Source organism: Clostridium neonatale, from assembly GCF_001458595.1.
Taxonomy (GTDB): Bacteria; Bacillota; Clostridia; order Clostridiales; family Clostridiaceae; genus Clostridium; species Clostridium neonatale.
Map to the genome: position 1 here is coordinate 33,600 of NZ_LN890328.1, position 12,839 is coordinate 46,438.

11 protein-coding genes and 1 other annotated feature are annotated in these 12,839 nt (G+C 27.5%); of the genes, 10 read left to right on the forward strand and 1 reads right to left on the reverse strand.

All coding sequences use genetic code 11. The annotated features are described in order from the left end of the window. Positions 1-497 precede the first annotated feature (497 nt). From BN2920_RS07205 to tyrS, 10 genes are all read left to right on the forward strand, one after another. Positions 498-1,433 (forward strand): AAA family ATPase, encoded by a 936-nt coding sequence (locus BN2920_RS07205; RefSeq protein WP_058294355.1) that lies wholly within the window; start codon positions 498-500, stop codon positions 1,431-1,433. A gap of 23 nt (positions 1,434-1,456) precedes the next feature. Then, positions 1,457-2,617 carry a DUF58 domain-containing protein gene (locus BN2920_RS07210; protein ID WP_058294356.1) on the forward strand — a complete coding sequence of 387 codons (1,161 nt, stop codon included), beginning with the start codon at positions 1,457-1,459 and terminating at the stop codon, positions 2,615-2,617. A gap of 2 nt (positions 2,618-2,619) precedes the next feature. Further along, positions 2,620-4,941 (forward strand): transglutaminase domain-containing protein, encoded by a 2,322-nt coding sequence (locus BN2920_RS07215; protein WP_058294357.1) that lies wholly within the window; start codon positions 2,620-2,622, stop codon positions 4,939-4,941. A 258-nt stretch (positions 4,942-5,199) separates the two neighbouring features. Beyond that, positions 5,200-5,976, forward strand: a complete 777-nt coding sequence (locus tag BN2920_RS07220; protein ID WP_242868334.1) for an FAD-binding oxidoreductase — start codon at positions 5,200-5,202, stop codon at positions 5,974-5,976. Positions 5,977-6,047: 71 nt separating this feature from the next. After that, positions 6,048-7,505 carry an NADP-dependent glyceraldehyde-3-phosphate dehydrogenase gene (locus BN2920_RS07225; RefSeq protein ID WP_058294359.1) on the forward strand — a complete coding sequence of 486 codons (1,458 nt, stop codon included), beginning with the start codon at positions 6,048-6,050 and terminating at the stop codon, positions 7,503-7,505. A 330-nt stretch (positions 7,506-7,835) separates the two neighbouring features. Continuing rightward, a complete protein-coding gene (locus BN2920_RS07230; RefSeq protein ID WP_058294360.1) occupies positions 7,836-8,384 on the forward strand; it encodes a hemerythrin domain-containing protein in 549 nt (182 codons plus the stop codon). A gap of 96 nt (positions 8,385-8,480) precedes the next feature. Further along, positions 8,481-9,182, forward strand: coding sequence for a Crp/Fnr family transcriptional regulator (locus BN2920_RS07235; protein ID WP_058294361.1), 702 nt, complete (start codon positions 8,481-8,483; stop codon positions 9,180-9,182). Between the two features lie 169 nt (positions 9,183-9,351). Next, the gene (locus BN2920_RS07240) at positions 9,352-9,702 is read left to right on the forward strand and encodes a DUF805 domain-containing protein (RefSeq protein WP_058294362.1); all 351 of its coding nucleotides are present in this window, start codon (positions 9,352-9,354) and stop codon (positions 9,700-9,702) included. Positions 9,703-9,973: 271 nt separating this feature from the next. After that, positions 9,974-10,612 carry a hypothetical protein gene (locus BN2920_RS07245; protein ID WP_058294363.1) on the forward strand — a complete coding sequence of 213 codons (639 nt, stop codon included), beginning with the start codon at positions 9,974-9,976 and terminating at the stop codon, positions 10,610-10,612. A 102-nt stretch (positions 10,613-10,714) separates the two neighbouring features. After that, positions 10,715-10,977: a binding site (T-box leader), on the forward strand. A gap of 217 nt (positions 10,978-11,194) precedes the next feature. Then, positions 11,195-12,403 carry a tyrosine--tRNA ligase gene (gene tyrS, locus BN2920_RS07250; protein WP_058294364.1) on the forward strand — a complete coding sequence of 403 codons (1,209 nt, stop codon included), beginning with the start codon at positions 11,195-11,197 and terminating at the stop codon, positions 12,401-12,403. Between the two features lie 108 nt (positions 12,404-12,511). Here tyrS and BN2920_RS07255 read toward each other — a convergent pair whose 3' ends face one another. After that, on the reverse strand, positions 12,512-12,817 hold the full coding sequence (locus BN2920_RS07255) for a hypothetical protein (protein ID WP_058294365.1): 306 nt from the start codon (positions 12,815-12,817) through the stop codon (positions 12,512-12,514). Between the last annotated feature and the right edge of the window lie 22 nt (positions 12,818-12,839).

Consider the following 12,839-nt stretch of genomic DNA (forward strand, 5'->3'; position numbering starts at 1 on the left):
TATAAGTGATAAATTATTTAAAAGCAAAAGAGAAAATTATCAGTTTAATAATAAAATGGTTATTTTATATGGAAGCCTTAAATAAAGAATGGTTAAATTATAATAAGTTAATAAAAAATAATATATATTATTAAACTATGAAATATATACAAAATTTTACTGTAGCTTAGTGAGCTTTTTAATATGACATATATTGAAAATAGATAAATTATAATGGAAAATTCAATAGTACTAAGAGCATATAACCAAAGAACTGATTTTTTGATTTTAATTTTTATATATAGGTTTTAACAAAATATTTATCCCGAAGTTGTTTTGGTGAGAAGATATTTTTCTAAAGTCTTTTTTTTATATTTTTCAACTCAAATGTTACTACAAGTAAATATGGATATATTAAACTTTGTAATTTTTTACTAAAGTATAAGCAGATATGTTATGGTATAATATTGAATATATAGGAAATATCTCAAATTGTATAGTTTTAAGGGGATGGAAATATGGAAGGGTATAGTAACGTTGAAAAGATAATTACAAACATGGAGAAGGTTATAGTTGGAAAGTATAAAGTGATAAACATGGCTGTAATATCTATTTTATGCGAAGGTCATATATTGATTGAAGACGTTCCAGGGACAGGCAAGACTACTTTTGCTAAAACATTGGCTAAAACATTGGGGTGTGGGTTTAATAGAATTCAATTTACACCAGACACACTGCCAAGTGATGTGACAGGAGTTTCTGTATATAATATGCAGAAAGGAATATTCGAATATATGAAAGGCGGCATTATGAGCAATGTTGTTTTGGTAGATGAGATAAACAGAGCTTCACCAAAAACACAAGCAAGTTTATTAGAGGCGATGGAAGAACAACAGGTAACAGTTGATGGTAATACATATTCTTTGCCTAGACCATTTATGGTTATTGCAACTCAGAATCCAGTTGATTATATTGGAACATATAATCTTCCAGAAGCTGAGCTTGATAGATTTTTCATGAAGCTTTCTATGGGATATCCAAGTAAAGAAGAAGAAAGAGACATGGTAAATAGATTTATTAATAATAGAAAATGGAGGGAAATTGATGCTGTAATTGGACAAGATGAAATTGTTGAAATGCAGCAAGAGATTACAAACATAGAAGTTAATGAAGATATTATTGATTATATACTAAATATTACAGAAAAGACTAGAAATAATGAACATATAGAATTGGGTATTAGTCCAAGAGCTACATTAGACTGGATAAAAGGCTCTCAGGCAATGGCGTATTGCAATAAAAGAGAATATGTCATTCCCGATGATGTTATAGAAATATTCAAGCCAATTATAGAACATAGGATTATTCTTTCATCAGAGGCAAAAATGAATCAGATGTCATGTGAAAAGGTTTTAGAAAGTATAAGATACAGTGTTAAAGTACCAATATTTTAGTGCAAGGGGAGATTAAAGGAATAATGAAGCGAAATGCGATTATTTTAATTATAGTGATAATTTGTACTGGGATTTTTGCAAGTAATTACGGGGGAACTATTCCTTATGCACTATTTTATTTTTCATTATTGGTGCCATTAATGTCATTTATATATATTCTTATAGTTTTAAATTTCTTTAGATTCCATCAGGAAGCTGCAAAAAAAACATTTGTGAAGGGAGAAACAGTAGATTATTTTTTTTCATTATCAAATGATAGTTTTATTTTATATAGTGGCATTAAGGTTAATTTCATTCATAAAAAATCATATATTATTGGAGTAGATGAAGAAAAGGAATATTGTCTTATGCCTGGGGAAAGAGAGGCTATTTATACAAAATTATGCTGCAAATATAGAGGACAGTATTTTGCAGGAATCGAGTATTTTACAGTAACTGATTACTTAAACTTATTTAATATAAAATATGAGGTAACTTCACAACTGCCAGTTACAGTTCTTCCAAGAATAGTAGAGTGGAAAGATGCTGACGTTATTGAAGAAGATAAAGATGAGAAGAAGGTAATGTTTTCACAAAGACAAGAAGAAAGACTTGATGTACAAGTAAGAAAGTATAGTAATGGTGATCCTATGCGTCATATTCATTGGAAGGCGTCAGCTAGAACAGGTCAATTGATGACAAGGATGCATTATGCTACATTAAAAATGCAGGTAATGATATTAATAGATTTAAGTACAGTCGGAAGTGAAGAGATGGAAAAAATTTTACTTGAAGATGCAATTCTTGAAGAAACGCTATCAGTAGGTAATTATTGCAATAAGAAGAAGATACCAGCATTTGTATGCTTTGATTATTATGGTTATAAAAAGCTTTCAATAAATACATATAATGAATGGAATGAGTTTTATATGCTATGTGGTAAGATTCCATTTGAATCAAAGTTAAATAATCATGAGTTATGTACTGAAAGTAAAATATGGATAAAGGATGTAAGCAATGTCATTATAATAACTAATAACTTAAATACAAATTTATATAATGAACTAAAATATGGATATAAAGAAAGTGATGTATGTGTGCTTCTAGTAGTTAATAAATGGGAAGATGAAGATAAGAGCAAGATGTCTTTATTTATTGAAAGTGGAATCAATGTTAGAGTAATTATGGCTACGGAGGAAAAGTAATTATGAAAAATGAAGTAAAATCAGAAGCATATAAATTTACTCGAGAAACTTTTATTACCTTTTCAATTGTATATGGAATTTTGAAATGTTTTAATTGTGAACTACCATTACTTCTTTTATTTATAGCATCGATCTTAGTAGGAAGTATAATAGAAATAAGTAGTAATTACAAAGTAAAAAATGGATTATTTATAATACTTAGTATTTTTTTCTCATTAGTCATTATACTTGGAGTATTTTTCCATCAAAATATTTTTATATTTATAAAAAATGCGTTTTTATGGAGTTACGAATATATATTTAAGGAGCAAAGTTTCAGCCTTCTATATTGCATATTTATTTCATGTACATTGTTACTAGTTTTAATGAAAATGATATCATTTATAGAAAAAAACAAGATAGTATTTTTTTTATTACTACTAGGACTAATGGCATTTATGATTATAAGCAGCTTTTATAACATTCAATGGAATCCTATACCTGTTGGTATGAGTATATTTTATTTTTTTGATGGAATAATTCAAATATATCAGGTAGAAATACTAAAAAGAATAAATTATTCTTCAATGTTTTTATTACCATTTATATGCATAACAGTATTACTTTCTGTATGCATACCTTCTAATGATGAGCCTATTAAATGGACGTTTATAAAAAATACTGTCTATAATGTGAAAGATAGTATGCAGGGACTTGTATATTACTGTATTTATGGAAACAATGATGAAAAATATAGATTTGATGTTAATAGGGCAGGATTTTCTGATGAAGGTGGAGGATTTTTAGGAACATTAATAGATGATAAAGAACGTAATATGTTTACAGTAGATGTTTCTGATAGCGTTAAAACAAGATATTTATATGGAATAACACGTAGTACATATACACGTGATGGATGGCAAACCGATGACGAATACGTATCAGAAGATGAATATAAGATGGAATTAAATGAGAAACTATACAATCTATATTATTCTGATTTAAGCAATCTTCAGGATGAATATTTTTCAAGAAGAGTAAGATATAAAATAAGTTTTAACAAGCTTGCTACCAATACAGTTTTTAGACCAGAAAACTGTATTTCAATTGATAAATATTCAGATAATGCAGATTTAAAGACAATAGGTGATAATATTTACTTTAAAAATAAGCATACAAAAGGATATTCTTATTATGCATCATCGCTTATTATGAATATGAACAATGATGAAATAAAAGCATATTTAGAAAGACTCAATTCAAAGAAAAACTATTATGCAAAAGAAAATAAAAAAGAAATAGACATAGAGGGAAGTTTATTTGAACAAACAGCTAAAGAACTTAATTTTAATGATGAAAAAATAAAGAATATTATTTCTGATAATTTTAGAAAGCAGCTTTTAGAAAGAAGTAAAAGAATAGAAGAAAAATATCTTCAATTACCTAAAGATAATTCTAAAAAAATAAAGGATCTAGCAGAAGAAATAACAAAAGGATGTACCAATCAATATGACAAAGCAGAAGCTATATGTAATTATTTAAAAGAGAATTATAAGTATTCAACTAAATTAGATGAACTTCCAGATGGAAAGGATCCTGTAGAATATTTTTTATTTGAAGAGAAAAAGGGATACTGCACATATTTTGCCAGCTCAATGGCGATATTATGTAGGGATGTTGGTATTCCAACTAGATATGTAGAAGGGGCATTTATTAATTACAGACAAAAAAAGGATGATGCTTTTGTTGTTAAGTCAGGTGCATCACATGCATGGACAGAAATTTATTTAGAAGGATTTGGCTGGGTTAGGATGGATTCCACACCTGGGTATGGGGTGGATAGTATTAGTTGGAGAATTATTAACTATTCAAATAGAAATGAAAATGGATATGAGGTACCTGTTACTGAACAAACTGATTCAACTCAAATAATTAGTTCATTGCAAAGTCAATCTAATAATAATGTGCTTGTATGGATAAAATACATTATTATTTTAGTTAGCATAATTGTATTCTTAATACTTTGTGTATTATTATTGTACAAATGGAATGAAAGAAGGCTATATAAAAAAGCCACTAATAAAGAGAAGGCATTTATATGTATGAAAAAGATATTTTCTTCTTTGAATAAATTAGGTTATCCTATAATATATGGAGAAACTATTAAGGAATATCTTGAAAGGCTGAAAAGTAATGAAAATTTTGAATATGATGATATTATTGATTTGTTAGAATGGTTTCAATATGTAAGATACAGTAATAAGTCAGTTGCCCAAGAAGAAGTTAAGAAAATAGAAAATGCTGCTTCAAAAAAATATAGGCAAAAATCTAAAATTGAAGCTTAAATCTTAAGTGTAAAAAATTAAAAATATAAATTGGTTTTAAGACGTTAGAGATGAAAATAGATGAATCTAATATAAAAAATGTAAAGATTGCAGGAATATAGCTATATATTTAAGGTGCTAGAAAATAGTCTTAAAATTTTGTGCTTAAAAGTGTGATTTAAATTATTAAAATGTGATTTAAATCACATTTTTTTTAGTATATTAACATTATAATATACTTACAGACTTTAAATACAAATGATAAATAACGAGGAACAAATGATGAACATTAATTATAAAGAACAAACGGAAAAATGGCGAGGATTTAAAGAGATAAAAGTTACAAAAATAGTTGAAGAAGATGATTTAGTAAAATCATTTTATTTAGAAAATGAAGACAAAAGCAGATTGCCATCATTTATAGCAGGGCAATATATTGCTGTAAAAATTAAAAATGAAGATGGAAGCTTTACAATTCCAAGACAATATACACTATCACTAAATTCCAATGGAGAATTTTATAGAATAAGTGTAAAAAGAGAAGACGAAGGACTTATAAGTAAAAATTTATGTGATGACATTAAAGTAAATGACACATTATATATCACAGCGCCTATTGGAAACTTTGTGCTTAAGGACAGCGAAAAACCTTTAGTTCTTATAGGTGGAGGTATAGGAATAACGCCTATGCTTACTATGGCATATGAGGCTGTACAAACTAATAGAAAGATTTACTTGATTTATAGTACGCCTAACTCAAAGTATCATAGTTTTAAAGAAGAAATTAAAGAATTAGAAAAGAATAATAATAATTTAGAAGTAACTACTATCTATACACGGCCTTTAGATTGTGATAAGATAGGTGAGACTTTTGAGATTAGTGGAAGAATATCAAAAGAATATATGGAGAATAATCTGCCTAGAAATGGAGAATTCTATTTCTGTGGACCAGTTCAATTTATGAGAAATTTATATCATAATTTAATAGATATGAATATTAATAAAGAAGATATAAATTATGAATTATTTGCAGCTGGTGAAGATATAACAAAATAATATATTCATCTTAGAATTTGATAATAATACCACTAAAATTAACACTTATATTAAGAGAGAAGGTAAAAGAAATGTTTAGTGTGACAAACGACGGAAATAAGAATTTTAAAAATTTAGTAAATGGGAAATGGGTATCCAGTGAAAGTAATAATTTTATAGATATAAATTCACCAATAGATAACTCTTTGGTAGGAAGAGTTCCAGCTATGACTAAAGATGAAGTTGATTTTATAATAAAAGGTGCTAAAGAAGCACAAAAGGAATGGGGAAAAATTACTTTAAACGAAAGAGCTGAGATTTTATATAAAGCTGCAGATCTTTTTGTTGAATATTCAGAAGAAATAGCTGAAATAATGATTAGGGAAATAGCAAAAGACAGAAAAAGTTCTATTTCAGAAGTGGTTAGAACTGCTGATTTTATAAGATTTACAGCAGATACAGCTAAAAATATGTCAGGAGAAAGCATACCAGGTGATACATTTCCAGGGTATAAAAGAAATAAAATATCAGTTGTAAATAGAGTGCCTCTTGGAGTGGTACTTGCAATATCACCATTTAACTATCCGGTAAATCTTGCAGCATCTAAAATAGCACCAGCAATAATCGCTGGTAATTCAGTTGTATTAAAGCCAGCGACACAAGGAAGTCTTTGTGGAATATATTTAGCAAGAATATTTGAAGCAGCTGGAGTTCCAAAAGGAGTAATAAATACAATAACTGGTAGAGGAAGCGAAATAGGAGATTATATTACTACTCATAAGGGGATTGACTTTATAAACTTCACAGGAAGCAGTGCAGTTGGTGAAAGAATTTCTAAAATTACAACTATGGTGCCTCTTTTAATGGAACTTGGTGGAAAGGATGCAGCAATAATATTAAAAGATGCTGATTTAGAACTTGCAGCAAGTAATATTATAGCTGGAGCATATTCATATTCAGGTCAAAGATGTACTGCAGTTAAGAGAGTTTTAGTAGAAGAAGAAATTGCAGATGCTTTAGTAGAAAAATTAAAAGAAAAGGTAGCTAAATTAAAAGTTGTTAATCCGTTAGAAGAACAAGGGGATGTTGTACCTCTTATAAACACTAAAAGCGCAGATTTTGTTTGTGAATTGATGGAAGATGCAAAAGAAAAAGGTGCTGAGTTACTTTTTGGAGGAAAAAGAGAAGGAAATGTTATTTATCCAACACTATTTGATAAGGTGACAGAAGATATGAGACTTGCATGGGAAGAACCATTTGGACCAGTTCTTCCAATAATGAGAGTTAAAGATAGAGATGAAGCTATACGTATATCAAACGAATCAGAATATGGTCTTCAAGGAGCTGTATTTACAGAAAATATAGATAATGCATTTTATGTTGCTGATAAATTAGAGGTTGGTACAGTTCAAATTAATAACAAGACTGAAAGAGGTCCAGATCATTTCCCATTCTTAGGAGTTAAATCTTCTGGAATTGGAACTCAAGGAATAAGATATTCTATTGAGGCTATGACTAGATTAAAAGGTACTGTTATTAACTTAAGATAATAGCATTAGAGTATAATAATTTAAAAAGAAATTAAAATATTATATGAGAGGGCATGAAATTATAAATTACTAATATGTAAATATAATTTCATGCTTTTTATATTTTTTATAAAACATTTGATATAGATAATGTAAAAAAGCAACTTATAAAAAGAAATGATTATGTAACAGGTGTTACAGAAGTATTTCTTTTTATAAGTTAAAATTAATTCAACAAAATAATTTATAAGTTACAGTAAGTATGAAAATAATAATATGAGCTCATGATTGGTTAAAATAGCAGAATAAAAGAAAAATATTTTTAAAGAAAAATAAAGCGAGGTATGTTATATGAATGCAATAGATATAATGGTAAAAGAACATGAAGTGATTACAAGAATGCTTAAAATTATTAGAAAGATTTCGTTAAATATTTTAAATAATAAAGAAATAAATTATGAAGAATTTGAAACAATAATAGATTTTATAAGAAATTATGCTGATGGACACCATCATAATAAAGAAGAAATAAAGCTTTTTAACAAAATGGTTGAGAATTTAGGCGCAGTTGGTGAGAAAATAATAAAACATGGAATGTTAGTTGAACATGATATGGGAAGAATGTATGTAAGAGACTTAGAAGAAGCTCTATCTAAAGTTAAAAAAGGATATGAAGAAGCTAAGCTTGATGTAATAGCAAATGCCATATCATATACACATCTTTTAGAAAGACACATTGAAAAAGAAAACAATGTTATATATAAATTTGCACAAAGAGAGCTAAAAGATGAGATACTTAAAGAAATAGATATAGAATGTTTTAAATATGAAGAAGAGAATAAAGATGTTAAAAATAAGTATATAAGAATAGTTGAAAGCTTAGAAGAGAAATATAGATAAGTTTATAATTTATAGAGTATTTAACCAGAATATATATTGTACATTAAATAAATTTAATGTTAATCTAGATATAAAAGATTATAAAGGATGATATATATGAATACAGCTGGAAACTCTAATATGTGTAAGGGTCATTGTGCAAGTGGAATTCCTTTATTTTATAATCTAGATTGCACTGAGCTATTGGAAGTAGTAAAAGCAATTGGAAGCAGAGAAGTAAAAAAAGGTGATGTGATATTTCAAGAAGGCGGTATATCAAATTCACTATGCTTTATAAATGAAGGAAAAGTTAAATTATATAAATATACAAAAGATGGGAAAGAACAGATACTTAGCATTCTATCAAAAAATGATTTTGTGGGAGATTTGGAGTTATTAAAAGAATCTCCTCATAAATTTAATGCAGAAGCTATAGAAGATTGTAAGTTATGCATTATAACTAAAGATGAGATGAAAACACTGATGATGAATAATCCTGAAATGGGCATTAAAATTTTAGAAAGTGTTGCAGAAAAATTATCTCAAATGGAAGAATTAATCCAAAATTTAGCTACTAATGATATAGATGCAAGAGTGGCATATTTATTAATAGAACTCATTGAAAAATATGGACATAGAAAAGATGACAATATAATTATAGAACTATCTATAACACGAGAAGACATGGCAAATTATATAGGCGTTACGAGGGAAACAATGAGTAGGAAGCTTAGGAAATTTGAAGATGATGGAATAATACAATTAGATGGAATGAAAAGGATAATTGTATTAAATGAAGAGAAATTAAAATTGATGTAATAATTAAATTGCTTTTATTTTCAATAGCCCTAGATTAAATATAGTATATGATTAAATTATTTATTGATAATTTGAAGTGTATTAGATGTTTATAAATATTTGTAATTTATAAACATCTGTAATAATATAATAATTGTATAGTATATTATTATAAGAAGGGAGGATGAAAATGAGTTGGTATTTAAATGTACTTAAAAATTATGTGAATTTTAATGGAAGAGCTAGAAGAAAAGAATATTGGATGTTTGTATTATTTAATGTTATTTTCGCAATTATATTGAATGTTATTGACTATTTACTTGGAACATCTCCAATAATTTCTTTAATTTACAGCTTAGGAGTACTTATTCCTGGTATAGCAGTTTGTGTTAGGAGACTACATGACATTGGAAAAAGTGGATGGTGGTATTTTATAAGTTTTATTCCGATTATAGGTGGTATATGGTTGCTTATATTACTTTGCAGGGATAGCCAATTAGAAAAAAATATTTATGGATTAAATCCTAAAGAAATCTTATAAATAAAGAAGCAGTAATAGTAGTTATATGCTCCTTTTTTGGTAGACATGTAAAACAATAAAAATGTCTATATAGAGGAGAAGTTAATATTGAGCTATTACTGCTTTTTATTATATTTTAGTAACAAATGTTACATACAAAAACAAGTTAAAAAGATATAATAATTTTAACAAAAATTTAATTATAAGAAGTTTTTATTACATATAAGTATGAAAATCGTAGATATTAATTAGAATAATTTTTATACTAGATTTTAATTTAGGAGGAATACATATGAGCGCTTTTTTAGGAAAAATCCATTATTGGTTATTTAATAAAATATTATGGTTTGAAAATCTAGAGGATGAGATAGTGAACCTTGCAAAAGATGAAGGTTTAAATATAGAAAAGTTGAAAATGCATGCCGAAGAAAGATATGGTGAGAAATTACCACATAAATCACTTGAAGAATTAATAGATCACAGCAATATACATGGATGGTTACAAAATAAGATTCATAATGCAGAAGGAAGAATGGCTTTTTATACTAAAACAATTTTAGAAAATGATAATCTATCTTTGACTAAAATTGAAAATATATATAAAGAACAAGGTATAAAAGCAGCTGATGAAGTTAAAAATGAAGAGCAAGATATAAAAAATGCACAAGATATATTTACAGAAGTTAATAATTATATTTTAGATGGTATGCCATGTGATAGAGTTAATGAATTTATAGAGCTTAGTGACGAAAAGGTAACATGGAAAAGAAGAGTATGTGTCCATAAAGAAACATGGGAAAAAGAAGGAGTGGATGTTAGTATATTCTATAGTTTAAGAAACTTATGGATTGAAGCATTCGTGAAGAATTTAAATAATAACTTTAGATATATATTTAGTGAGGATGAAACTTTTTCTATAGAAAGAATATAAGTAAGTATTGACTTTTTAGAAAAATAATAGTAGTATTAAAATAATTTAATATGGCATAACGAAAACTTATAGTACAAAATCTATATTTTGGAGTATAAGATATGAAAAGCTATGATAAGAATAAGTAGTAATATATAATCCAAACAGAAAGTAACCGGTTGATGAGAGGTGCATGGTAGTTTATTATGAATACATCTTTGAGCTTCACACCAAACGATTTTTTATCTAGTAGGCTGTGACGTAACCTGCACACGTTATAGTGCTAGAGTATAACCCATGTAAAGCAATGGAGTACTCGAAGAGGTAGACAATGTGAGTTGTCTATAAACTAAGGTGGTAACACGAGATATTCTCTCGTCCTTTTGATATTCAAGAGGACGGGAGTTTTTTATTTTCTCAGAATTTATAGTGAATCTGAAACTGTTAAAATAGTACTATTTAAGGATATAATAGATTTTAATAATTTTTTTAAATAGCTGTAAAATTTACATTATCACTTTAAGAAGAGAACTTATGCAAGCATTTCATGAATCTTATAGAACTTGCTTATATTAAAAAATATAATATAAGGAGAGTTTTGAAATGAACAAAACAATTGATGAACAATTAAGGATTATAATGAAGGGAGTAGATACTATTGTAAGCGAAGAAAGCTTAAGAAAAAAATTAGAAAAATGCGAAAAAGAAAATAAAAAGCTTACAATAAAACTTGGCCTTGATCCAAGTGCACCAGATATACATTTAGGCCATGCAGTTGTATTACGTAAAATTAAACAAATGCAGGATTTGGGGCATAAGGCAGTAATTATAATTGGAGATTTTACAGGAAAGATAGGAGATCCAACAGGAAAAGCTAAAGGAAGAAAAGCGTTAACAGATGAACAAGTAAAAGCTAATGCAGAAACTTATAAAGAGCAAATATTTAAAGTTTTAGACAAAGATAAGACTGAGATTAGATTTAATAGTGAATGGCTTTCAAAATTAGCCTTTGATGATGTATTAAATCTTGCAGCGACAACTACTGTAGCGCGTATGATGGAAAGAGATGATTTTCAAAAAAGATTTAAGAATAATGTGCCAATAGGGATTCATGAATTCTTTTACCCATTGATGCAAGCCTACGATTCAGTAGCATTAGAGGCAGATATAGAGCTCGGTGGAACTGATCAGACTTTTAATATCTTAATGGGAAGAACACTTCAAAAGGCAAAAGGACAGGAAGAGCAAGTGGCAATGTTTATGCCTATTCTTGAAGGATTAGATGGAATAGAAAAAATGAGTAAGAGCCTTGGAAATTATATCGGAGTTAGTGAACCAGCAAATGTAATGTTTAAAAAGGTTATGGAGATACCAGATAATCTTATAATTAAATACTTTGAACTTGCAACTGATGAACATCCAGATATTGTAGATAAAATAAAGGAGCAATTGAAGAATGGAAAAAACCCAAGAGATGTTAAATTTGAGTTAGCTAAAATTATAACAGGACTATATCACTCAGATGAAGAAGTAAAAGAGTCAATTAAATTTTATGATGCAGCATTTAGTAAAAAATCAATTCCAGAAAATATTCCAGAAATAAAAATGAATGATAGCATAAAGCATTTAGAAGATATTATACAATTGCTTATTGATGATAATTTTATTCAAAGTAAAAGTGAAATAAGAAGGCTTATAAGTCAAGGTGGAGTCCAAATAAATGGTGAAAAAATAAATGAAATCAGTGCAATATTAAACAATGGTGATGTTATTAAAATTGGAAAGAAAAAGTTCGTTAAGATAGTTCTATAGGCTGAAAGTAATTTTAGAGTTGCTATGTAGGCCATTAATAGTATATAAAAAATTAAATAAATAAGGATACAGTATTTTAGGCTGTATCCTTAAATTTTTAGATAAAAACTACTTTATAGGCAGAAATTTAGATCTTATACATCGACTAGTGTTTTGGATTAGCTTTCTGATTTCTCTAGAAGAAGATCTATCATTATGTTCTTCATTATTTTTATCTGATAATAATAAAGATCCTATATGCTTAAAAGAATCAGATGACTTTGAATCATTATTATTGTTTATAGTATACTGATCGAATGAAGATAAATTAGATGTCATATAATTCTTATCATTAAAAATAAATGTTTGAAAACATATAAATATACCTATAAAAATTATAAGTGGTATTGATAGCTTCAATAATAATTTAATCAAAATCAACTCCTTTTCTATTATC